Source organism: Dactylosporangium sp. NBC_01737 (assembly GCF_035963215.1).
In the GTDB taxonomy this organism is placed as follows: Bacteria; Actinomycetota; Actinomycetes; order Mycobacteriales; family Micromonosporaceae; genus Dactylosporangium.
Map to the genome: position 1 here is coordinate 290,446 of NZ_CP109153.1, position 23,085 is coordinate 313,530.

The window sequence follows — 23,085 nt, forward strand, 5'->3', positions numbered from 1 at the left end:
GATGAGTGCGCTGCGGTTTACCACGGTGAGGGTGCGATGCGAGCATCGACAACGGGCCGGCCGTCACCGCACAAGGCCCGCTCAGAACAACCAACCTGCAACCGCCCTGGCAGCTCGAACACGAGCTGGCAAGCCGATCACGATCGTCAGCAACAACTCTGCGCCCGCGATCGAGGCGTACCTCAGCACCCATCGCCTGAACGGGCACATCGCCTACGTGGTCGGCCGGGCGTACGCACAACCTGAGCGGATGAAACCCAACCCAGAACCAATCCGGCGGGCCATGACTGCGCTGAACGTCGAGTCGACAGCGTGCGTGTTCATAGGCGACTCCCTGTTTTGACATTGAGGGATCGCATGCGGCCGGCGTACCAGTTATCGCCTATGCCAACAAGCCGGTGAAGTTCCAGCGGTTCACTGATGCACATGCCGATGTGGTGGTAACGAGCATAGGCAACATTGCTGCCGCATTGGTGTCCGACACTCCGAGTGCGTAACCTGAGCGTCGAACGCCTCTGTGAGAACTCAGAATGAGTGCCTTCATCTGGTATCCAGCGATCAGCTTTCTACGATCGAGCAAAGCTCCTCGACACTCAACCAAGGAACTAGACACCGGGTCCGAGTCGCCACGACCTAGGCCATGGTCGACACCCTAAGATCTTGGGTATAAGCTGCCCGCAATTCTGCGCGCTATCTGTATCTGCCTCAGCACGCGAATATCCTTAAGAGTCTCTGGATGCTTGGCACCGAATGTATTCGTGTCAATTTCAACTGCCTGCTTAGCCAAGCTAATAGCTCCTGGAAAATCACCGAGGAACATGCGGACTTGGGCCAAATGCACCAGAGCCGGCGTTAGTTCGTGATCGTAGCCGCGCCGTGCATTTTGCATTATTTCTAGCGACTCTTCAAGATCTTCACTAGCTTCCGGGAATCGCTGCTGGACAAACCTTAATCTTCCGCGAACCGCAAGGACATCACCATAGTGAGCGCTAGAGGTTCCGCCCCCCTCTCGCGCAAGCTGCTCCGCTTCGGCAACATATCGCTCCGCCACTTCGAGCTCTCCAGCGCCGATAGCGCTATCTGCAAGGTGCCTAACTCTGAGAAGGCGCGGCAGGTGCCCAGCTCGCCCCTCTCCCGCCTCCGCAGCTAGCGATTCGTAGCGAAACACCGCCGCGTCGTCATTACGGTCCCTCGCCAATAGTGCGGCGACGCCATAGATTTCTTCGGAAAGCTGTGGATGCTCCTTAACCGCTGGCATCCGCTCAAGCGCTACCTGGAGCGCACTATCGGCTTCATCATGCCGGTTTAGCAACCGCAGTAACTGAGCTCGCATCTGGGCGATCGTGGCCGATCCAACGTCATCCTGAACGGTCTGCGGTTCTGGCAACAGGCCTAACGCCTCTTCTGCCACTTCCCTTAACCCGCCTCTTGCGGCAGCGAGGCCGATGTTCAGCAAAGATCTGATCGCATGGAAATAGGAACCACGCGAGGCGCCAAATTCATAGTTCTTTCTTAATTCAACGATCGCTTCATCTGCCGCTCCATCGAGAATTAGCGCCTGAGCCAGTGCCTCGCGTACAGCGAGCACGAGCTCTGCATCTAGCGCACCGATGGCAACCTCCATCTCAGTTCGCGACAGCAGCACGCGGCCTAACTCTACGGCAGACGATTGAACCGATCCCGACACGCTGCCATCTCCCATGAGGGCGAGCCGCATGACAAGCGTCCTGCCAGCAAGGATTACGCCGATCCCATGCAATTGGCGTTCTAGAGCGTGAGAAACTATCGCATTGATGATTCCAAGATATGGATCCGGCCGTCCAGAATAGTCGTTATCGCCCCCCATTTTCCCCACAAAGAACCCAAGTCCCAACTCAAGATAAGGGACAGGCGAGCTACATAACCCTCGCGTATACAACGCGATCAGCGGGTGCATGATCAGCGCGCCGTCTCTACGATTAACGAGTGCGGACGAAACCAGGGCTTCAAGTGCTCTGTCCCGGATCTCATTCCTACCCAGGGTGGAAGCTATCGCCTGTGCATCCACTGTGACTTCCGCATGCCGAGTTTGAGATTCACGCTCAGACGTCTTGCGTTTGCGAAGTATCTTTTCTATCCAGCCGACGCTCTCCGATCGCGATTCGACCACTTCCGCCCGGGATACGAATGCCATTCCCCACCGATCCGGATCATCGGGGAACAACGACTCTGGGAACGGATGGCCGTCCATAAACGCGAGACACCGCAGAATTTCGCCGGCCTCCGAACATGTTTCGTCGAGCAACTCAATTGCCAACCGAAGCGTTTGAGCTAGACTTCTCGGATAGCCACTCGCTGAGCCCCGGTCGAGAAGATCGACTGGCATCCGATTGAATCGCTCAAGAAAGTCGATGATCGGACTACCGTTATTACGACAATAATTTACTGCTTGAGTTATCGCCAGCGGATGGTCATGAAGCACTGACGCAAGCTTCTGAACGACCTCGAACGACTCACTCGGGAAAACGTTTCGGATGAAGTTGACGCTTTCCCCCCGAGTCCATACATCAAGAGCGATGTGCATGTAACCCGCGTCAACATTACGAACAGTGCTCGTAATCAGCACCCGACATAGTCCGATCCGCGGGATTACTCCACGCAAGGTTTGTACGTCAGTCACGCCGTCCAAAATAATCAAAGTGGCCGAGTTGCCCGGAAGAGTCGGAGTAACGGGTGCCTTCATTTCGCGCAGAGCATCGTCCTTTGATATCTCGCGAGCCTCCGGAATAGACAGTGAGTTGATCCCGTGAAGCAGGGATGCACGGGATCGTGCATCGATTATGATCGGACGAATCTGATCCCTGCTGAGAGCGGCGAATTGCAACGCTACGCTGGTTTTCCCGCAGCCGGCGCCACCATGGATGACAACCGGCGCCACTTCTACGGGCTCACCTATCCGTAGCAGATCTCGAACTTGGTGCAGCACCTGTTCTCGACCAATAAACAGCGGGTCCGGCGTCCAACTTGACCTCGGCGCGCCTTGGAGTTCATCAGACTCACTTCTGTCCCAAGCCGCGAGCATCGCGAGTCGGAGATTGTCTGCGGATAGAAACTGTGTCTCTCGCTCCCACTCCCCCCGACGGGCGACCTCCGAAGCGAGCGTCGCGACCCGTTCGATCGGAATGTATGCCCGCTCATCGGGAAGATCGGTACTAGCCGCCGCGATCGCTTCGATGAGTGCGCCATACGCAGCTTCCGCATGCCCCATCGCCCCAGTTCTCCACTGGCGGATGTACCGACCGACCTTCACAACCCCAATGTCGGTTATTTCCTTACGGCGAGGCAATGGCTCGGCGGGCATCTTCAACGCCGCTAGAAATCGCCGTGCTTCAGGATCAGCAACGGCAAGCTCAGCCGCCACCTTTTTGACTATCTCAACTAGGATCGGTGCAGACGTCGAACAGGCCGTATGAAGTGGGACAAGGGATCGGATAAAGCCGGCATTGGTCCAGAATGCGACTGAACACTGCTCATCAGCCACAGACCAAGCCTTAAACAGACCGGTAAGGACATCCTGCTTGCGCAAGGAATCCCACGTCCAGTCACTGCCGGAGGTCTGATTCACATCTCTATGCTTGACTGAGACCATTTCAAGCGGACCGCTGGTCGGCACGATACAGAAGTCGGTCGTGACTTCGACTAGAATTCCTGCGAAATCCTCGGCACCGAGATGGTTCAGCACGGCTAGAGCGCCGCACTCATCTTGATAACGGAACCGAGCCCGGGTCGGTCGAGCAGTGTTCTTGCTGTCCGCCTTAACACGCGCGACCGACGTGGGCCCCTTGGCTCGCGTAGCTCGACGGCGACTCATGCGTGTAACTCTACGCAATCACGCCGCGCACAGAAAAGTGTGTGCTTCGACCACCGAACTTTGCCTTTACGCATGAAGCGAGTGAAATTCGCGAATCAGTCGAAATGCTCAAAGCCGGACAAGGCGGCAGACATTGGACGGGACCTCGGGGAGCATACGATCCTCCGCTACCACCGTGATCGACCCTGGGATGCCGAGTTGACGCCTCCCCCGGCATGCCGAACGTGGGCACCGGGGGTCGCGGTCAGACCAGCTCGGCCAGGGCGTGCCGCACGGCATCAGCCGAGTCGCGAGGGAGGAGGATTTCCCGGTTCGCGATCGGCTCGGTCAGGTGCCACGGCTGCCCCTCGGACAACTGCAACATCGCCATCTCGATGTGCTCATCTGTGCCGTCTGGGTCGGCCAGCTTGCAGATGAACAGGTTGATGGCCGGATCGTCGGTCTTGACCACGACCGGTTCAGACCGGTGGTACTCGTCTCCGTCACGAACGTAGGCCGTGCAGGCAGTGCGGACGCACCAGTCGGGGTGGGCGGTCATCATCGCTCCCTTGCTGCGCAGGATCAGGATGGACGAGGCGGCCGTGTTCCTCCTCGCCCCGACCGCCACATCCGATCGTCACCGTATCTCACTGTTACATGGTAGTCCATGGTCTGCCATGACGGATCGCGGAAGACCGTGACCACTTACCTTCAAGGAGTGATTGATCCGGAGGGCCCAGAACCGCTGTACCTACAGCTGGCGGCGGTTCTCCGTGAGCGGATCAGGACGGGCGTCTACCCGCCGAACCGTCCGGTCCCGAGCATCACGTCGCTACAGCAAGAGTTCGAACTTGCGCGAGGAACGGTCATCCATGCCATCGAGGTCCTGCGCGACGAGGGTGCGGTCCGCACCGTCCAGGGCCGAGGGACCTTCGTGGCGCCGCCGACCTGAGACCGGCAGCCAGGCGACGTGACGAGCAGGACCACGCCCGGATACACCAAACCTCGGTCAACTACCAATCTGACGGCCAGAGGACCGCCATGACCGGTGGATCAACGCCTTGATGATCTCGGGGCGGCTCGTCGGGTGTCGTGCCCCTGAGGACCCGGTCCAGGTTGATCGTCCGCGCCAGCACCAGCGCTGCGGGCAAAGAAAAGCCGTGAGCCGGAACTGCCGACAGCTTGCGTACCGATAGAAGTGATAGTTCTTATCAGTCGGTTCCGGTCCACCAGCCCTCCGCACCGTCGCCCACCAGCAGGGATGACGCGTTCATGGGCGAGGGTTCAGGCGAGCGTTCCCGGTCGTTGGAGCCCTCGTTGGAACGCTCGTTAGGACCCTCTAGTGGGCCCGCCCCATGAACAGCGAAGGTGTTGCGACCAACCAACGACGCGCCTGCACCGGCGTCGTCGGCGAGGTCGGTGTTCGGTTGGTCAGAGGCCGCGTCACCGAGCAACTGCCGGCGCTCACCGAGCGGCAGGCCGGTGTACTCACGAACCAGCCGGCGCAATCCGGAGGCCCCGCCTCGGATCGGCTCCGGCGGTGCGAGGGTGTCCGCGGTGACCGGCGGAGCAATCCGGCCGCCGGCCGCCGGATCACTGCATAGCCACCGAGGCGCAGCAGATCGCCCTGATCAACAGAACGCTGTGAGCGGAATCCTTCTGAAATTTGCTTTCATCAACGCGTCGGGCGTGCCGTCGCAGTGGTGTTCGACGTCTGACCTGCGTGTTCAACCTCGCATCGAGCTTGTTCATGACGTTGAACGCGGCACGGCAAGAGGCTTCGTGACCGGTTGGCCAGCTGGGCAGGCTCCAAAACGAGGCCCGAATTTGTATTCCCATAGTGTCAGCGCTTGTCGGCGGACGTGGCCACACCATCCATGCCACAGACGCACCAACACACTCCCGATCCCAACCCCGAACGCCCACGCGTCAAGCTGCTCCTCCTGGTCGAGGAACTCGTCGCGCTCATCGCCGGAGCCCGCGACGGCGTACCCGTACCGCAGGCATCGTTCCTTCAACCGGAGAACGTCCGTGCGGCCGTCGCCGCCGGTGACCCGCAATGGCTGATCCAGCAGGAGCGCGGACGTGGCTAGGTCACAGCGCGCCGCCGGAGATGACGCCGAGCGGGTTGACCACGAGCCGGACGCTGTCCAGACCGAGGATGCGTTGCAGGTGGACTTCGACATCACGGTCGTCGGCGGCGAGCACGGCCGGCGGCTCGCCGCCCTGCAAGCCGAGGCCGTTCTCGACGTGCTGACCTGGCTGCACGAGCACCACCGCACCGGCATCGCCACCGAGTAACCACGGACCGTGCATCGAGACGTATCGCCTCGACCGGCCAGCCTTGATCACCGCATCGAGGTGCGGGTGGATCGGTCCAAACCCCGCGTGTCCCGGCCCTGGGGCCGGGACACGCGGGCGGCCGATCACACACCCAAACCAACACCGGAGGCAACGGTTCCCATGCACGTCACCATCACCGCCGACGACGCCGGACGACTGACCGTCCGCCCGGCAGCCGACGCCACCACGCCCGGCAGCCCGGACAGCGTCACCGTCCTGTTGTGCCCGCCAGACGCCTACGACCGGCGGTCCGGCACCCTGGTGCACCCCTACCGGTACACGCCGGCCCCCACCGGGGTGGCCGCCGCGCCGGTATACCCGCCGCGTGACGCGACCGTCGTCGACTTGAACGCGCCGACCGTCCTCGTGGCCATCCACCCGCTCAGCCGACGCCTGCTCGCCGTCGGACCCTTCACCGGCCCCGACCGAGCCCAGCAATGGTGGCACGCCGACTCCAATCAGTTCGCCACCAGCGGCACCGCCTGTCACGTCCTTCCCCTGCCCGGCAACGACAACGCCGACCACCTCGACACCGTCATCGCCCTCAGCCAGGAAGGAGACCTTCGGTGACCGCCACCCTGCCCGAGTGGCTACGACCCGCCGCCACCAGCCCACTCCCGCGACAAACCATCCGCGTCGCGTTCCTCGGCCGGACCTCCACCGATGAGCAGCAGGACCCCACCCTCTCGCTGCCCCGTCAGTTGACCAACAGCGAACGCGCACTACTGCCCGGGATGGTCATCGTCGCCTGGTTCTACGACGTCGAATCCTCCCGCAAGGAACTCGCGCAACGAGGGTCCAGCACCGCGTGGACCAAGTACGACATCGGCATCCAACGCGACGGCGGCCTCAACGACCTACTCACTGAGGCCACCGCACCCAACCGCCGCTTCGACGTCGTCATCTGCGAATCGATCGACCGCATCGCCCGCTACACCCACCAGGGCACCAAGATCGAGCATGACCTCGAACTCGCCGGCATCCCGCTGCTGGCCGCCGACGAGCCGATCATCCTCGACGGGCAGACCAACGGCCGTAGGCGCAAACGGGCCAGTCAGGTCCTGTTGCGCCGCACCAAACAGGGTGTCGCCGAGTGGTACATCATCGAAATGCTGGAGAAGTCCTGGGACGGGTTCGAGACCCACACCGGGCAGGGCTGGAACGTCGGGAAACCGCCCTACGGCTACGTCGCCGAGCGACACAAGCACCCCGTGCCCGCGAAACGGGCGCAGGGCAAGCACAAGACCAAACTGGAGATCGACCCGGTCCGCAGCCTCGCCGTCATGCAGATCTACGCGTGGCGCATCGACGAGAAACTGTCGTACCGGGCCATCGCCGAACGGCTCAACACCGACCTCGATCGGTACCCGCCACCGCAGCCGGTAGACCCCGAGCGCGCGGTCGGCCGATGGACCGGCTCCGCCGTCCGGGAGATCCTGTTCAACCCGAAGTACACCGGGCACATGGTGTGGAACCGGCGCTCCACCAAGGACAAACTCCACCCGGGCAAGAACAACCCGCGCGACGAATGGATCGTCTCCGCTGAACCCACTCACCCGGCGATCGTGCCGATCGACGCCTACGTCGACGCGCAGAGCATCGCCGCAGCCCGCCAACGATCCCGCGCCGACGCGCAGCCCGACACACCCAACCGGCACCGCCAGACCCGGCGCGTCTACGCCCTACGGTCCTACGTGTGGTGCGGCCCGTGCCAGCGACGCATGTTCGGCCGGACCGTAGCGCCGTACACCTACTACTCCTGCCAACCACGCGAACGGGAGATCCCAGAAGGGCACCCCGGCACCGTCTCCGTCACCGAGGAGACGCTGCTCGGATTCACCACCCAGTTCTTCAACATCTACCTCCTCGGCCCCGACCGGCTCCAACTCGCCGTATGCAGCATCGACGTCGCAGCCAAACACGCCGCTGAGGAGCACCGCCGCAAGATCGCCTCCCTACGCCACGCCCTGACCGACATCACCCACCGCCGGGCCCGGCTCCTCCGCGTCCTCGAAGAAGCCGACGACCCCGACGGCAGCATGTTCAACGACATCCGCGAACGACGCGCCCAACTCGACCAGGACCTCAGCATCAAGACCGCCGAACTCGCCCACTACGAAGCCACCATGCCCGCCGGCACCGCCGACAACGTCGAACTCCTCACCGACCTACCCGAAATGGAGATCGACCTCGGACTCATACCAACCGACCGGCTACGACGCTTTCTCGACGCGTTCGCCGTCCAGATCACCCACGACGTCCGGACCAGCCGAGTCCGCTTCCAGGCCACCATCACCGACCGCGACGCGGCCAACCTGTCCCGACTGACACGGACCATCACCCCACACCAGCGCCGCCCAACCGACGCGGTAACCGCCACACATGACGCTGCCCCCGCCGTCGACGGCGGGGGCAGCGTCGATTTGCAGATCTGTGACACGCCCCGCCGGGGGCACACTTTGAGAAGTGGCTCTGATCAGCAAACGAAGCCCTAGACCAGCGGAAACGCGGCCTAGGGCTTCGCTCGTATGTCCGGCTGTCACTGGCTGGATCTGGCCCTGATCAGCCAGCCACGGGTAACTACGCGGCGACGTTCCCGGCTTAGTGCGACCGACAATAGGCGCTCCGCTCGCGGAGGAATCCCGCACCACGGTCCCGGCGCAGCGCCCGCGTCCAGGTGCAGGTCCGGCATGGTCCCGCGGCGAAGATCGCCGTCGGACGCGTGGCCTTCCCGGCCCAGTCATCGACTCTGACCACTTCTCGCGACCACGGAACTTCACGGGGCCTACGGTGCCACCGAACTTCCGTGATCACAGAGGGCGGGCATGCACTGTTCCCAGCACTCAACCCCATTTCACTCGGATTCGACCTTGCCGTCGTGATCGAGGTCGCCCGGTGGCCGTCCATGCGACCAGCCCGCGACTTCGATCAACCATAAGATCCACTCCCAGGACAGGGTCGAGGTGCGGGGAGGGCGATCTGGACATCGACGGACGGTCGCTTGGTGGCCCAGGGCCCTCGCCATTCGCCGGCGTGCCTGTGCGTGCCCCAGCCGAGGCGTTTGGTGTCGAGCTTCGGCAGCGTGTCGGCGGAGCGCCTGACCCACACGCCGCACAGCGCGGGCCGACTGCGTCCCTGCAGCGGGCCGAGCCCTCCGCCGCCTCGCAACTCGTGAACTGGGCGATACCCACAGGCTCACCGCAGGGCGAAGTAGAGCGCCTGCATGGAGTGGATGGTGGAGCGGACTTCCTGGAGCAGTTCGAAGGTGCGGGCCGCGGCGATGTACTCACTCGATGCCATGGAGAAGCCGACCGTGTCGATGGTGCAGCCGTAGGGCAGGCCGAGCAGGCGTACGGCGTTGCAGTGCTGGAACGGGACGTACAGGTCGGTGGTCACCAGGAGGAGTCGCGTGCGGTGAGGGTGGGGGGCGGCCAGTTGTATCCAGCCGGTGAACCCGTCGGCCGTGTTCGCGCGGAGGCCCGGGCGGGTGGAAGGAACGGCGAGGACGTGCACCTGTGGCCGGGCGTCCGGGTAGCTGCGGACCCACCAGTCGGGGCCGGTCCGGGTCGTACACGGGACGTCCAGGTGGAACGTGGAGCGGAGCGCCTCGTCGGCGCCTTCGGCCTCTGTCGGGCATGGGCGCAGGCCGAGGATGCGGGCCGTCTCCTCATGGTCTTGCAGGGGGCGCATGCTGCTCAGCGCGGCAACCGTCGAAGCCTGGACGCCCGAGTGGAGGATGTCGGCGGTCAGGGATGAGCGGGCCATCATCGTGCGGATGCCGCCGCCGAGGACCAGGATGTGGTCGTACGCCGTGAACGACGGTTGCTGCCGGCCGACCAGGCCCAGGGCGGTGGTCGTCGTGCGGATGAGGGCGTCGAGTGCTGGCGGGAAGTCCTCGCCCGCGGCCTCGTGGCGTTCCAGCCAGCCCTTGCGGTAGTCCCAGCGTTCGGAGCAGCGTTCGGCCACCGCAAGGTTCTCGGCCAGCGGGGACGAGGGCCGCAGCGGCGGGAAGCCGAAGGCGTCCAGCAGGGTGGTCATGGCCGGGGAGGTGAGCCACCTGGCCATGCCGTCGGGCAGGGAGGTGCCGTCCTCGCCCGGGAGGGGCACGCGCATCATGCGGTCATGGTCCGGTGCGGAAGGCTCATGGGTTGTCTCTGACGGACAAGGCGGTACATTTCGCGGGTGGAGCGGACCGCGGCGTTGATGGAGCGGGCGCCGGTGCCGGCCGTCGGTGTCAGTGTCTTCGACCGGGGCGGGGTGCTGTTCCAGGAGGTGCGCGGGGTCGCCGACCTGACCACCGGACGGCCCGCCACGGCGGAGGACTGGTGGGATCTGGCCAGCCTGACCAAGGTGCTGGTCACCCTGCCGCAGGTGCTGCTGCTGTGTGACGCGGGGCGGCTCGACCTGGACCGTTCGCTGGGTGAGCAGTGGGAGCGGGCCGCCGGGGCGCCGGTGAAGGATGCCACGATCCGGCAGTTACTGGCGCACAACGCGGGGTTGCGGCCGACCGTGGAGTTCTTCCGGTTCGCGCGGGGGCGGGAGGCGATCGTCGACGCGGCGCTGGCGACGCCGCTGGTGAGTGCGCCCGGTGGGGTGGCGGCGTACAGCGATCTGGGGTTTCTGCTGCTGGGTGAGCTGGTGCGGGAGCTTGGTGCCCCGCTGCCGGCACCTGGGTTGCGGTTCCCGCCGCTGCCGGGGCCGGCGGTCGCCACCGAGGAGTGCCGGTGGCGGGGGCGGCTGATCAGCGGTGAGATCCATGACGAGAACGCCTGGGCGATGGGTGGGCAGGCCGGTCATGCCGGCGCGTTCGGCACGCTCGACCTGGTGACGGCGGCAGGCCGCGGCTGGCTCGCGGACCAGGTGGTCAGCCAAGCGCTGCACGATCAAGCAAAGCAGTGCTGGGCGGGCAACGGGCTCGGCGAGCGCTTCGGGCTCGGCTGGTGGCTCGCGCCGACGCGGGACGTGGCCGGGGCGTCGGCCGGGCCGGGCAGTTTCGGCGCGACCGGGTTCGTGGGCAACCGGCTGTGGTTCGAGCCGGACCGTGGCTATGGCGTGGTCGTGCTCAGCAATCGGATCCATCCGGTACGCGACGCCGACCGCGCCCCGTTCCAGGCCTGGACCCACGAGCTGTTCGCGGCGATCGCCGACGAGGTTTGACTACAAGACGAGGTTTGACCACAAAGACGAGGTTTGACTACAAAGAGGCGTCGATCGCCTCGCGGAAGACCCGCGACCGGTGCTGCCAGTTGTCGAACCGCCCGTAGCTGGGCGCCGCCGGGGACAGCAGCACCACCCCGCCGGCCGGCGTGGACTTGCGGCTCAGGCGTACCGCATCCGTCAGGTCCTCCGCGACGATCGTGGTGACGCCCGGCAGGTCCTGCAGGGTGCCGAGGATCCGCGCGCCGCTGTCGGGGATGCCGATCAGGGTGCAGGTGATCTGCTTCGCCTCGAAGAAGGCCCGCAGCGGGCCGTAGTCGACGCCGCGGTCCTCGCCGCCCAGGATGACCGTGAGCGGGCGGTCCGCGTACGCCTCGATCGCGTAGATCGCCGACTGCGGGATGGTCGACAGCGAGTCGTCGATGAAGGTCAGCCCCGAGGCGTCGGGGATGGGGGTGAGGCGCTGCCCTAGCGGCTCATACGTGGCGAGTGCCGACCCGACCTGGTCGCGCTGGGCCAGGACGTCGATGCCCGCGCTCTGCACGGCGGCGAGCGCGACGCAGAGGTTGCCCTCGTTGTGCCGGCCGAGAAGCTTGAACAGCGAGCGCGGGAACAGCGGCTGGTCGCCGAGGTACACCGTGTGATCGGTGACGTGGAACGACTCGGGCTGGTTGGCGGCGACCAGCGGCAGCGAAGCGCCCGGCGCGCGCAGCTCGGAGGACAGCCGGGCGTCCTGACCGTTGTAGACGACGACCGAGGGGTTGTGCCGGGCCACGTTGAGCTTGTCGCTGTAGTAGCGGCGCTCGCTGCCGGCCCAGTCCAGGTGCTCCGGGAAGAGCGAGGTCAGCGCGACGATGCGGGGCGATTCGGTCAGGTCGGCGCACTGGTAGACGCTCAGCTCCAGCACGTACAGCTCGGCCGGTGGCAGTGCCAGCGCGGCGATGCCGATGTTGCCGCCGAGCGTGTTCGGCATCCCGAGCCGATCGAGCAGGTGATGGATCAGGGTGGTGGTGGTGCTCTTGCCCTTGCTGCCGGTCACGCCGATGGTGCGCGACGCGTTGTCGGCCATCCAGAGCGCGGTGCCGCCGGTGACGACACCGCCGCGGGCCCGGTGCTCGATGATCCAGGGGTGCACCTGGGCGATGATCGGCGAGCGCACGATCACGTCGACGGAGGCCAGCTCGCGGTGCGCGTCCTCGCCGCTGTACAGCGGGGCCATCTGCGCGAGGTCGCCGGTCCAGTCCGTGGCGAGGAAGGTCGTCTTGTCCTGCACCGCGATCATGGAGGCGGGCGCGTGCGGCACGATCGCTCTGGCGGCGGCGATGGCCTCGCGTCCGGTCCCCCACACGGCGACCCGCTTGCCATGGAGATCCTGCAGGCGCATGACCACTCCTAGGACGTGCTGTGAAGATCTCGAGTAGACGTCACAGTATCCGGGGTCAGCGCAACCGCAGCGCCAGGGTCGCGTCGTCGTGCTGCTTGAACCGGCGCCCCCGCTGCGTCAGGAGCTCCGGCCGCACCCGCTCCTGCACCCGCACCGCGTCGATGACCGCCCGAGGCCCCTGCCGCTCGGCGAGTTCGAAAACCGAGGGCCACGTGGAGCCGAAGAACTCGACCAGCCGGGATATTCCGTCGGTACAGACGAGCAGGCGCGAAAGCCCGTCGAGCGGCACCGAGCCGGTGACCGCCTCGCCCGCGGCCTGCGGGGCGGTGGATGCGACCCAGAACCCGCCGGGCCGGTTGCGCACCCGGGCCACGCTCTCCCGGTCGTAGTGCAGCAGGTCACCGGTGCGCCCGTCGCTGACCGCCTCGACCCGGCCGCCGCGCTCGAACACCACGGAGGAGTCGCAGAGGACCAGGTATTCCAGCAGTTCACCGCGTTCCCGGACGATCGCGACCGTCGAGGACGGGCTGTTGGGGTTGGTGAGGTCGCAGGTGCCGGCATGGTCGCGGCACACCGCCTCGATGGCCCCGGCCAGCACGTCGTCGAGGCCGCCGGCCGGGTCCGCCGACAGGGCCGTCGTGAGGTGGGCGCCGAGGGTGCGGACCAGCCAGACCGGCCCGTGCACGCAGCCGGTGTCCAGGCCCGGTAGCTGCGTGACGCCGTCCAGGAGTACCGCGAACTCCGCGGAGAGCAGCAGGTGGTCCTCGTTGGCCCGGCCCGGTGCCGCCGCGGTGGCGAACGCGAAGTCCATGCGGCCAGTCTTGCCCACCGGGCCGCCCCCGACGATCGAGGGCGGCCCGGCATGCAATCAGGGCAGGAGCTTCCACGGCCCCCACGGGTCACCCGGGGGCTGGTTGCGGGTCCACCACTTGGCCTCGTACTTCTTGCCCTGGTAGAGCACCACGGCGCCGGTGGTGAAGACGCGCGACGCGGTCCAGATCGCCGTGCCGTCCGGTGCGGTCGCGATCTGCTCCCACGGGCCGTACGGGTCACCGGGCGTCTGGTTCTGGGTCCACCACAGCGCCCGCCAGACGGAGCCCTGGTAGGTGACCTTGTCACCGTTCAGGTACACCTTCGACGGGCTCCAGGCCGGGAACGCAGGCGTCACCGGCGGGTTCAGCCCGACGACGACCGGGTCGTGGTCGGAGGCGGCGAACGGGTTGCTGCCGTTGAACAGCAGGGTGGCGTTGTAGTTGTAGCGGCTGTACGAGTAGGCGATCGCCTCCTGCGCGTTGATCTGCCACACGTCCGCGCCCGTGACCAGCGCGCGGGCGGCCGGGTTGGCCAGCACGTGGTCGAGGGAGCCCTGCATGCCGTCGAAGGAGTACGTCGACTCGTTCGGATCGAACGTGGCACCCAGGTCGGTGTAGCCGGCGTCGTACAGGACCTGCACCGGGTCCTCGTGCGTGTAGGAGTTGAGGTCACCGACCAGGAAGATCCGGTTGGTGCCGAGGCCCGCCGCGACCTGGTTGGCGAAGGCGACGGTCTCCTGCGCCTCGCGGACCCGGGTCTCGTTGAACGAGCCCTGGTTGACCGCGGGCGACGACGTGTCCTCGGCGTCGCCCGGGTACAGCGGGGTGCCGCTGCCCTTGGACTTCCAGTGGTTCGTGACGACCAGGAACGCGTCGGCGTCGGTCGCGCCGGCCTTCTTGAAGCCCTGCGCGAGCGGCTCACGGGCGATCGAGAACGGCTGGCCGGGGCCCGAGGCGGTGGTCAGGATCGCCGAGACACCGACGAGCGAGATCTCCGCGGGCTTGTAGATGAACGCGCTGCGGATCACGTCCTCGTCGGCGATCGGCGGCAGGACGGCCGGCGACGGCACGTACGCCCACACGGTCGCACCGGCGGCCGCGTTGAGCGCGTTGACGAGCGTGGCGAGGGCGGCGTCGCGGGGCTGGCCGAACTTCGCGGAGTTCTCGACCTCTTCCAGCGACACGACGCCCGCGCCGAGCCGGTTGATGCCGGTCACGATCTTCGCCTGCTGCCGCTGGAAGCTGGCGTCGTTCGCGGCGCCCCGAGGACCGGCGGTGTTGCCGGGTCCGGTGCACGTGTTGACGGCGATGTGGTTGCCGGCCCGGTCGTTGTAGTAGGTGCACGTGCCGAGGCCCTGCTGGACGTACAACTCTCCGGTCGTCGGGAAGTAGTTCTCGACGTTGAACGTGGCCAGGCGGACGGTGCCGCCGACGTTCGCCGGCTGCTGGTTGCCGGTGCGGGTGTCACTGAACGTCGCGACCGCGGCACCGTCGTCGGTGACCCGCTGGGTCGGCTGGAAGTTCCACAGCGAGAAGCGGTACTCCAGGATCACCGGCTGGTGGAAGGTGACCTTCGAGCCGATGCTGACCGCGTTCGTCGCCGTGAACCACGGCAGCGGCGTGCCGGTGTTGGCGGCGGCGCTGTAGTTGACGCTCGCGCCGTCGTCCAGGGTCACCATCCGGGCCGCGTTGTCGGCGACCGCGGCGACGGCCGCGGCGCTGCCGGGGCGGCCGGCGTCGGTGGGCTGGCGCAGCGGCGCGTCGCCGGCGGCCAGGGTGAAGGAGCCGTACCAGTTCGCGTCGTAGTTGTCCGCGACCGTGAACGTGCCCTGCGGCGCGACGAGCTCGCCCTCGTGGGCCTCCTTCTGCGCGTCCGTCGTCAGCGAGGACCACGGGATCGACCCCGGCACGACGGCCGGCAGCGGGGTGGTGAGCTTCGTGACCGACGGGCCGCTGAGCTCGGTCGTGCCCTGGAACTCGACCACGTTGCCGGTGACCCGCACGCTGTCACCGGCGGCGACCTGACCGGCGGCGACCGAGCCGAAGACGAAGATCGCGTCGGAGGCACCGGGGGTGTCGTCGTCCGCCTCGGTACCGCCGGCGCCGCCCGTCTCCAGGAAGAAGCCGTTGAACCCGCCCGTGGCGTACACGGCGGTCACGACGCCCTCGGTCGTCACGCTCTGGCCGACCAGCGGCGACGTGTCGGTGTTCGTGCCCTGGATCGCGGCGATCGGCACGACCGTGGTCACCGAGGTGACCGTGAAGGTGAACGTCGCCGAGCCGCTCGCGCCGCCCGACTCGGTCGCGGTGACCGTCACCGACGACGTGCCGCTCGCGGTCGGCGTGCCGGACACGACGCCGTCCGTCGAGATCGCCAGCCCGGCTGGCAGCCCGCTCGCCGTCCACGTGTACGGCGCGGCGCCGCCCGACGCGGCGAGGGTCAGCGGCGCGATCGCCGTGCCGGTCGTCGCGTTCTGGGTGCCGGGGTTCGTCACCGTGACCGTGGTGGTGCCACCGTCGGACGCGGCGTTCTGCGGCACCGGGGCCGCGGTGTGGAAGTCCGTGCCGTTGACGTCGGTGTCCGCGCCGGCCGCGTCGCGCTGGTAGCTCAGCACCAGCGAGTTGCCGCTGGAGGCCGTGCCCTCGGGGGCGTTGCTGGTACCCCAGCCGATCCTGTCGATCACGGAGGCGTCGGTGGGGAGCACACCGGTGGCGCTGGCCGCGATGTAGAGCGTCCCGCCGCCGGCGCCGGGGTTGACGCTGGTGCCGGTGCTCAGGTCGGGCGTGGGCAGCGGCCCGCCGGGGTTGGTGCCGGCGTTGTTGCTGGGCAGCTGGATGAGGAAGTGCCCGTGCGCGGCGACGGTCCCGGTCAGCGTGAACACCTGCGAGCCGCTCGGCACGACGGTGCTGGTCGGCGCGCGGTACTGCAGCGTGTCACCGCTCAGGTCGATGGCGCCGGCCGTCGGGTTGTACAGCTCGACGAACTTGTTGAAGTAGCTCGCACCGGACGAGCCGCCGTTGACGTAGACCTCGCTGATGACCAGACCCGTGCCGGCCGGATTCGCGGCGGCCGGGTCGGCGAATAACGGCCAGGCGAGCCCGGCTGTGGAAAGACATAAGGCGACGGTGGCGCGTTGGATGAGCGCACGAGACATTGACCCGGACCTCCAGGTGATCATGAGCCGGCTCCGTCACTGCGGAGGCCGACCTAAAGACGCTAGGCGGTCGGAGGCCACCCTGTCGCCGGACAATGGCTGAACGGCGGGTTTCGACGAGGGTCTACCCGTGACGGTTCACTGGTTGCGGAGCCTGTCGATGAAGGAGCGGGGCGCGTTGCGCTGCTTCACCACGGACACCTTGGTGATCAGTCCGCGGGTGCGCAGCTCGGCCCAGATCCACGGCGGGCACAGGCCCCGGTACCTGCGGAACTCCTCCAGCGGCACCCGGGTCGGCCGCAGGTCGAGCCAGCTCTCCTTGGTCAGCACGCCCCGGCAGCGTTCCAGCGGCAGCGGCAGGTAGCCGCCGAACCGGGACTTGTCCTGGCTGGTGATCTTCATGACCTCGGCGCTGCCGCCGCCGGTGCTCAGGACGAGGACGGGGCGGTCCTTGCCTTCCTCCTCGCCGTCGTCCTCATCCTCGTCGTCATAGCTCACGAATGCGTTCCACACCTCGTGTGCGGCCGGCACGCGGGCCGCCTTGTCGCGGGCGGGCCTGGCGCTGCCGGCGGTCTTGGCACTGCCGGCGGTTTTGGCGCTGTTGAACAGTGGCAGGTCGGGGCGGGTCCGGCGCAGCAGCGCGATGGTCAGCACCGCGCCGGCCAGGGCCAGCAGCGGCAGGACCAGCAGCATGATCCCGAGCGTCGTGGTGGAGGCGGTGCGCGGATTGCCCGCGACCGGCACGTGGTTGACGGCGGCCCAGGCGCCGACCAGGCCGACGGCGGCGAGGATCACGCCCGCCCGGACGAACAGGTGCACGGTCCCCTCGACCGCTGCGAACTGCCACACGGCGATGCAGACGACCAGCGCCCCGAGGGTGACGGCGCCGCCGGTCCAGAAGTCGAAGACCCGGAACCCGGCCGCGTAGGCGACACACTTCGCGAGGACACAGCCGGCGAGCAGGACACCGGCGCGGACGAAGATCTGGCCGATCGAGTTCTGACCCGGGGTACGGAACCGGCGCCCCAGCACCAGCGCGACGACCGGCGCCGCCACCAGCCCGGGCCAGATCGTGCCGGCCCGGGTGTGCCCGAGCAGCACGTCGGCCGGCAGCCCGATGACCGCCGCACCACCGAACCACGCGGCGACCACGATCGGCAGCAGCACCAGCCCCTGCGGCGTGAAGAACAGCGCCCGCGAGTCCCACGCGATGACGCACACGAGACCGAAGCCGATCACCGCGGCGATGAGCAGCAACGCGCCGTTGCCGTTGAGCAGCCCGGCCGCGACAGTCATGCACGCCCCTCCCCGACACGGTCGGCAACAGCGTGCCACAGCCGGTACGGTCGCGGCCATGACGCTGCGCCGGCGCCGGGATCAGCCCGTCCCCCTGCGCTGGCTGCTCATCGACGAGTACACGATGGGCGAGCCCGACACCGCGGTCGCCGCCTGCACCGACATCGACGGCCTGTTCTCCTGGCCCGCGCCGCAGCCGGCGACCCTCCTCGGCTGCCGGCCCGAGCCGAAGCTGCGGGCGGCGATCGAGGCCCTGCGCCGCGGCGCCGGCAACCCCGGAGGCGCGCTGCACCGGCGCCGGATCGACGGCCTGATCTGCAGCGTGGACACCGGCGGCCGGGTCACGCCCACGTTCGCCTCGCTGCAGGGTTCGGTGGCGGGCGCCCGCCCGTCCGCGCTCGGCGAAGGCCTGCTCGACGTCACGTTCGACACCGGCGTCACCCGCCCGATGCCGCCCGGCGCCCGGGACATCTGGGAACGCCGGCGCACCGAGGGCCGCCCGGCCGAGCCGGGGCTGTGGCACCGGTACGACCAGGAGCTGCGGCACCAGTGGTTGGGTGCGGCCCTCGCCCACCGCCGGCGCGACGCTCCCGACCGGCCCGCGGGCACCACGTACCACCTCGACGGCGGGCACGTGACCGACATCGACGGGTTCTACTGCGCGATCGGCGAGGCGGTCAACGGCCCCGGCGGCTACTTCGGCTGGAACCTCGACGCGCTCGACGACTGCCTGCGCGGCGGCTGGGGCGCGACATCCCCGTTCCGGCTGGTGTGGCACGACGCGCACGTGGCCCGCGCCCACCTCACCGGCTTGGACCAGGTGATGGCGGTGTTCGCGGAGCATCACGTCGAGGTGGAGCCGCGCTGATCGCCCTGCCGCCGCCGCGGTCCGGCGATACAGTCGGTGACCAGGAGGTTGACGCCGATGTCGAGCATCAATGAGTACCTGACCTCAGAGGTCGTGGTGGACTACTCCGAGGGCCTGATCCACCGGCGCGAGGCGCTGCGGCGGCTGTCGATGCTCGGGGTCGGCGCCGCGGTGGCCGGCCCGATGCTCGCCGCCTGCGAGTCACCGTCCGGCTCACCCGCGCCCGCCACGCCGTCTGCGGCTGGATCCGTGTCCGGGTCGGCGCCGGCCGGCCCTTCCCCGCTGCCCGTGGAGGCGATCACGTTCCGCGGCCCGGGCGGGACGCTGCAGGGTGCCTGGGCGGCGGCCGCCGATCCGCGCGGCACGGTCCTGGTCGTCCACGAGAACCGGGGCCTGACCGACCACATCCGCTCCGTCGCCGGCCGCCTCGCCGCCAGCGGCTACTCCGCCCTCGCCATCGACCTGCTGTCGGAGGAGGGCGGCACCGCCAAGTTCACCGACCCGGCCCAGGCCACCGCCGCCCTGGGCGCGGTGCCACCCGCCCGCTTCGTCGCCGACATGAAGGCCGGCATCGACGAGCTGCTCCGCCGCGTACCGGCGAAATCCCCCGCGGCCATGGGCTTCTGCTTCGGCGGCGGCATGGTCTGGCAGCTCCTCGCCGCCGGCGAACCCCGCCTCCGCGCCGCCGTGCCGTTCTACGGCCCGCTGCCCGACAACGCCGACCTGGCCGGCTCGAAGCGCGCCGCCGTCCTCGCCGTCTACGCCGAGCTCGACACCCGCGTCAACGCCAGCCGCGACACCGCCAAGGCCGCCCTGGAGAAGGCCGGCATGAAGCACGAGATCGTCACCTACCCCGGCGTCAACCACGCCTTCTTCAACGACACCGGCGCCCGCTACGACCCGGCGGCCGCGACCCAGGCGTACCAGCGCCTCACCGACTGGTTCGCCACCAACCTCAGCTGACCAGCTCGTCGTCGAGCGCCGCCGCCTCCGACACGGTCTCCTCCGACAGCTGCGGCGCCGGCGACGGCCACGGCTTGAGGCCCTGCACGACGGTGCCGTAGAAGGTCTCCAGGGACGCAAGCACACTCGGCACGAACGCGCCCTTGAGGCCGGACCGCTTGGTGCCCATGGCGCTGTTCCTGGTGAGCCGGAACGTGGTGATGTCCAGCGCGCGGTCCACGATCAGGATGGCCGGCTTGGACCGGGCGTCGACGAGCCGCTCGCAGGTGGTCTCGGCGCGGCCGGCGAACCCGACCTCGACCACGAGGTCGTCGGGGGCGGTGTCGCCGAGCTGGCGCAGCAGCCACGACACCCGCCGCTGCGCGCTGCCCTCCTTGGGCGCGGGGACCTGGACGGACACCCTGACCTGCCCGAGCCGCACGTCGGCGGCGACCGTGACCAGGCCGACCGCGCCCGGGATGCGCAGCGTCGCCTCGAGGACCCCGTCGACGGCAAGCTTCGACACGACGGCCGCCTGCCGGGCGGCGGGGTCGACGGCGAGCTTGCGGGGCAGCGTGTGGGTGACGGTGACGCCGAGCTCGGCGGTGAGGTGCAGGCACAGGTAGCGCACCAGCCGGAGCCAGGCGTCGGCGACCGCGGGGACCTTGCGGTCGCTCGCGCGCAGCGTCCCCGCATACGCCGCCTCCCGCACCGGCACCCACGCGGCGCCCATGTCGTCGAACCCGGACGCGCCCGACCGGGGGTGCTCCAGGTAGCGGATGAACTCGGACAGGATCAGCGCCTGCAGCGGCGTCTCGACGCCGCGGTGCGTGAGCACCATACGGGCCTCCTGCAGGACCTCCGCCCAGGACAGGTGGAACATGCCCACCTTGCGCAGCTTGCGCTTGTCCACGCCGATGGGGTGTTCCCCGGCGCCGGGGGCGATCTCGTTGGACAGCGTGACGACGGCGTCGAAGCCCCGCTCGCGGGCCACGTCGAGGTACTTCTCCACCTGGTCGCGGCGCAGCTGCCCGGTGCCGGTCTTGACCTCCAGCAGGGCCGTCCACAGCCGGCTGCCCCGCGCGACCCTGATGACGCCGTCCGGGATCACCACCCGCTCGTCGAGCAGGAACTGGACCTCGGCAAACGTCTCCACGGCACCGGCGGGTGCGCCGAGCCGCGCGACGATGCCCCGCGCGAACGGCCGCACCGCGAACATGGTCGCCAGAAGGGCCGACGTCGCGCGTTTCTCCTGCTCCTCGGCGGCGCCGACGCCGGCGACCGAGAACAGCCTCGCCGCCTGCCAGCTCTGTTCGGCCGCCAGGGTCGGCACCGGCGCGACGATCCGCGTGGCGCGGGGCTGCCGGGTGCGCACCCCTTTCGACCGTGCGGCGGCCTGCTTCGGTCCTGCGGTGGGGCCAGGCACGCCACCGGACACCGGCACGGCGTCCGGCTCGACCACCGGGGCGGGCTCGTCGAGCACGTCAATCGACGCCTCGTGCGACCCGGTCACGTCGTCGACAACCGGCGTCGGGTCGTCAAGGACCGAGACCGAGTCGTCGAGGACTGAGACCGGATCGTCGAGCGCCGTCGTGGGTTCATCAAGGATGGAGGTCGAGTCGTCCAGCACCGGCGCCGGGCCACCGTCGGGCAGCGCGTCCGGCGGGGTGACCGGCTCGTCGGCGGCCGGCGGCGAGGCCGAGTCGTCGTCGACGGTGACGCCGAAGTCGGTCGCGAGGCCGGCCAGGCCGCTGTCCCAGCCCTGGCCGACCGCGCGCAGTTTCCATATGCCGCCGCGCCGGTACACCTCACCGAACACGAACGCCGTCTCGACCGTGGCGTCGGTGATGTCATACCTGGCGATCGGCACGCCCGCGTCGTCGAGCGCGACCAGATGCAACCCGCTCAGCTCGCCGAACGACCCGCGATCGAGACTCGCCGCGACCGCAATGGCATCGACGTCCGCCGACATCGATTCGAGGTCGACCGCGATGCGCTCTTCGACGCCGCTTTCGGTGACGCTCGCGCCCAGGTGGCGCACCGAACCGTCGGCCGAGGTCGGCTGGTTGTAGAAGACGAAATCAGCGTCCGAACGAACTTTTCTACCCGACAGCAACAATGCGGACGCGTCGATCGCACGCTCACTGGAGGAATCCAGCCAACCGACGACGATCTGCAAGCCACCTGTCTCGGTGGGGATTTCGATATTCGCGCCTTTGGTGATGCTCCGGACCTCCATGCGGGCAGTATTGAGCAACGAATACCGCGGCGACACCACGCATGCGCAATCACCGCTGAAGGGCGGACGCATTGACCCGTTCCGTCGGTGTGCGGCGCCGATGAGGCAGTTACGGCTGGACCGAGCAGTGCCCGCAACGAACAGTCGCGGCGGTCAGTCGAGGGGGAAGGCGACGTCGCAGACCTCGTCGGACGGGGCGGCGGCGCCGAAGTCGGCGAAGTACACCTCGCGGGGTGATGAGCTCACCGGCAGGCCCTGCGAGGACACCCACTGGGCGACCGCGTCGAAGGCGGACAGGATCTGCGGGTAGCCGACCTGGGCTTTGATGATCCGGGTGTACGCCTCGCGGTGGGCGGGCTCCACGCGGACCGCGGCGTCGACGGGGCCGGTCGGGTCGACCGGGAGGCAGATCTCGACGGGGCCGTCGCTGTCCTCGTTGACCTCGCCGTGGTAGATGATGAAGCAGGGGCCGACGATGCCATCGCCGTGGCCGGCAGCAGACTTCAGCAGGCGGCCGGTGGCCTCATCGATCCAGGGCGACAGCTCCTGGACCTTCACGTGCCGCTGTTCGGTCAGCACGGTCTGTTCGGGCACGTCGCGGACCTTGACGTCGTACATGGTGAATCCCTCCGGATCGTCGAGCAGCCGGCGGCGCAGGTGGGTGACGAGCTCGCGGCGCACGGCCGTGGCGTGCTCCTGGGTGGACCAGTAGTCACCGATGAGGTCGGCCCGGGTCTGGGGGTCCTCGGCGGCGACGATCGCGGCGACGGCGGTCAGGGGCATGTCGAGGCGGCGCAGCCTGGCGATCAGCCTGGCCGTCTCCAGTTGCTCCTCGCGATACCAGCGGTAACCGTTGTGCTCGTCGACGGCCGCGGGCAGCAGGAGGCCCTGCCGTTCGTACAGCCGCAACGCCTTCGGCGACAGCCACGACCGACGCGCGAACACCCCGATGGTCACCAGGTCCTCGTCCACCTGTGCTCCTTCCGGGTCGGGCCGGGCGGCCCGACGGGTTCTACGTTCGACCTTTCCCAAGGGGCAAGGTCAAGCGATCGGGGCCCGG

Annotated in this window: 18 protein-coding genes; 9 read left to right on the forward strand and 9 right to left on the reverse strand. The window is 68.0% G+C overall.

The annotated features are described in order from the left end of the window. Position 1: 1 nt before the first annotated feature. Entirely contained in the window at positions 2 to 343 is a 342-nt protein-coding gene (locus tag OHA72_RS64505; RefSeq protein WP_442788484.1) for an HAD family hydrolase, read from the forward strand. Between the two features lie 309 nt (positions 344 to 652). On the opposite strand, the gene OHA72_RS01370 is transcribed toward OHA72_RS64505, so the two are convergent. Further along, positions 653 to 3,721 (reverse strand): tetratricopeptide repeat protein, encoded by a 3,069-nt coding sequence (locus tag OHA72_RS01370; RefSeq protein ID WP_327006046.1) that lies wholly within the window; start codon positions 3,719 to 3,721, stop codon positions 653 to 655. Between the two features lie 373 nt (positions 3,722 to 4,094). Continuing rightward, complete coding sequence (locus OHA72_RS01375) at positions 4,095 to 4,457, reverse strand: hypothetical protein (protein WP_327006047.1); 363 nt, start codon at positions 4,455 to 4,457, stop codon at positions 4,095 to 4,097. A gap of 90 nt (positions 4,458 to 4,547) precedes the next feature. Between OHA72_RS01375 and OHA72_RS01380 the strand changes: the two genes are divergently transcribed. The 5 genes from OHA72_RS01380 (at position 4,548) to OHA72_RS01400 (ending at position 8,667) form a co-directional block, all read left to right on the forward strand. After that, complete coding sequence (locus OHA72_RS01380) at positions 4,548 to 4,781, forward strand: GntR family transcriptional regulator (RefSeq protein ID WP_327006048.1); 234 nt, start codon at positions 4,548 to 4,550, stop codon at positions 4,779 to 4,781. 925 nt (positions 4,782 to 5,706) lie between these two features. Next, complete coding sequence (locus tag OHA72_RS01385; protein WP_442788485.1) at positions 5,707 to 5,922, forward strand: hypothetical protein; 216 nt, start codon at positions 5,707 to 5,709, stop codon at positions 5,920 to 5,922. Then, the gene (locus OHA72_RS01390; RefSeq protein ID WP_327006049.1) at positions 5,915 to 6,130 is read left to right on the forward strand and encodes a hypothetical protein; all 216 of its coding nucleotides are present in this window, start codon (positions 5,915 to 5,917) and stop codon (positions 6,128 to 6,130) included. Before OHA72_RS01385 ends, OHA72_RS01390 begins: the two co-directional genes overlap by 8 nt. Positions 6,131 to 6,292: 162 nt before the next feature. Further along, positions 6,293 to 6,742, forward strand: coding sequence for a hypothetical protein (locus OHA72_RS01395; protein WP_327006050.1), 450 nt, complete (start codon positions 6,293 to 6,295; stop codon positions 6,740 to 6,742). After that, positions 6,739 to 8,667 (forward strand): recombinase family protein, encoded by a 1,929-nt coding sequence (locus OHA72_RS01400; protein WP_327006051.1) that lies wholly within the window; start codon positions 6,739 to 6,741, stop codon positions 8,665 to 8,667. The genes OHA72_RS01395 and OHA72_RS01400 overlap by 4 nt, the downstream gene beginning before the upstream one ends. 700 nt (positions 8,668 to 9,367) lie before the next feature. Here the strand turns inward: OHA72_RS01400 and OHA72_RS01405 are convergent. After that, on the reverse strand, positions 9,368 to 10,288 hold the full coding sequence (locus OHA72_RS01405) for a hypothetical protein (protein ID WP_327006052.1): 921 nt from the start codon (positions 10,286 to 10,288) through the stop codon (positions 9,368 to 9,370). Between the two features lie 66 nt (positions 10,289 to 10,354). Here OHA72_RS01405 and OHA72_RS01410 point away from each other — a divergent pair, with 66 nt between their 5' ends. After that, positions 10,355 to 11,329 (forward strand): serine hydrolase domain-containing protein, encoded by a 975-nt coding sequence (locus OHA72_RS01410; protein WP_327006053.1) that lies wholly within the window; start codon positions 10,355 to 10,357, stop codon positions 11,327 to 11,329. A 37-nt stretch (positions 11,330 to 11,366) separates the two neighbouring features. Here the strand turns inward: OHA72_RS01410 and murD are convergent, their stop codons facing one another. From murD to OHA72_RS01430, 4 genes are all read right to left on the reverse strand, one after another. Next, positions 11,367 to 12,713, reverse strand: coding sequence for a UDP-N-acetylmuramoyl-L-alanine--D-glutamate ligase (gene murD / locus OHA72_RS01415; RefSeq protein WP_327006054.1), 1,347 nt, complete (start codon positions 12,711 to 12,713; stop codon positions 11,367 to 11,369). A 55-nt stretch (positions 12,714 to 12,768) separates the two neighbouring features. After that, positions 12,769 to 13,524, reverse strand: a complete 756-nt coding sequence (locus OHA72_RS01420; RefSeq protein WP_327006055.1) for a protein phosphatase 2C domain-containing protein — start codon at positions 13,522 to 13,524, stop codon at positions 12,769 to 12,771. Between the two features lie 57 nt (positions 13,525 to 13,581). Then, positions 13,582 to 16,704 carry an ExeM/NucH family extracellular endonuclease gene (locus OHA72_RS01425; RefSeq protein ID WP_327006056.1) on the reverse strand — a complete coding sequence of 1,041 codons (3,123 nt, stop codon included), beginning with the start codon at positions 16,702 to 16,704 and terminating at the stop codon, positions 13,582 to 13,584. Positions 16,705 to 16,818: 114 nt separating this feature from the next. Beyond that, a complete protein-coding gene (locus tag OHA72_RS01430) occupies positions 16,819 to 17,976 on the reverse strand; it encodes a hypothetical protein (protein WP_327006057.1) in 1,158 nt (385 codons plus the stop codon). Between the two features lie 58 nt (positions 17,977 to 18,034). Here OHA72_RS01430 and OHA72_RS01435 point away from each other — a divergent pair, with 58 nt between their 5' ends. Together OHA72_RS01435 and OHA72_RS01440 are read left to right on the forward strand one after the other, a co-directional pair. Further along, entirely contained in the window at positions 18,035 to 18,844 is an 810-nt protein-coding gene (locus tag OHA72_RS01435; RefSeq protein ID WP_327006058.1) for a barstar family protein, read from the forward strand. 57 nt (positions 18,845 to 18,901) lie between these two features. Continuing rightward, positions 18,902 to 19,807 carry a dienelactone hydrolase family protein gene (locus OHA72_RS01440; protein ID WP_327006059.1) on the forward strand — a complete coding sequence of 302 codons (906 nt, stop codon included), beginning with the start codon at positions 18,902 to 18,904 and terminating at the stop codon, positions 19,805 to 19,807. Here OHA72_RS01440 and OHA72_RS01445 read toward each other — a convergent pair. Both OHA72_RS01445 and OHA72_RS01450 read right to left on the reverse strand, forming a co-directional pair. Further along, on the reverse strand, positions 19,800 to 22,097 hold the full coding sequence (locus OHA72_RS01445) for a TerD family protein (RefSeq protein ID WP_327006060.1): 2,298 nt from the start codon (positions 22,095 to 22,097) through the stop codon (positions 19,800 to 19,802). The two genes, OHA72_RS01440 and OHA72_RS01445, sit on opposite strands and share 8 nt — an antisense overlap. Before the next feature lie 81 nt (positions 22,098 to 22,178). Further along, complete coding sequence (locus OHA72_RS01450) at positions 22,179 to 22,997, reverse strand: MerR family transcriptional regulator (RefSeq protein WP_327006061.1); 819 nt, start codon at positions 22,995 to 22,997, stop codon at positions 22,179 to 22,181. Positions 22,998 to 23,085: the final 88 nt, after the last annotated feature.

Bases quoted from the DNA above. Each gene is read 5' to 3' on its own strand.
- OHA72_RS01395 (WP_327006050.1), top strand. From the start codon at position 6,293: ATGCACGTCACCATCACCGCCGACGACGCCGGACGACTGACCGTCCGC.
- OHA72_RS01385 (WP_442788485.1), top strand. From the start codon at position 5,707: ATGCCACAGACGCACCAACACACTCCCGATCCCAACCCCGAACGCCCA.
- murD (WP_327006054.1), bottom strand. From the start codon at position 12,713: ATGCGCCTGCAGGATCTCCATGGCAAGCGGGTCGCCGTGTGGGGGACC.
- OHA72_RS01405 (WP_327006052.1), bottom strand. From the start codon at position 10,288: ATGATGCGCGTGCCCCTCCCGGGCGAGGACGGCACCTCCCTGCCCGAC.
- OHA72_RS01420 (WP_327006055.1), bottom strand. From the start codon at position 13,524: ATGGACTTCGCGTTCGCCACCGCGGCGGCACCGGGCCGGGCCAACGAG.
- OHA72_RS01445 (WP_327006060.1), bottom strand. From the start codon at position 22,097: ATGCGTCCGCCCTTCAGCGGTGATTGCGCATGCGTGGTGTCGCCGCGG.
- OHA72_RS01425 (WP_327006056.1), bottom strand. From the start codon at position 16,704: ATGATCACCTGGAGGTCCGGGTCAATGTCTCGTGCGCTCATCCAACGC.
- OHA72_RS01430 (WP_327006057.1), bottom strand. From the start codon at position 17,976: ATGACTGTCGCGGCCGGGCTGCTCAACGGCAACGGCGCGTTGCTGCTC.
- OHA72_RS64505 (WP_442788484.1), top strand. From the start codon at position 2: ATGAGTGCGCTGCGGTTTACCACGGTGAGGGTGCGATGCGAGCATCGA.
- OHA72_RS01440 (WP_327006059.1), top strand. From the start codon at position 18,902: ATGTCGAGCATCAATGAGTACCTGACCTCAGAGGTCGTGGTGGACTAC.
- OHA72_RS01435 (WP_327006058.1), top strand. From the start codon at position 18,035: ATGACGCTGCGCCGGCGCCGGGATCAGCCCGTCCCCCTGCGCTGGCTG.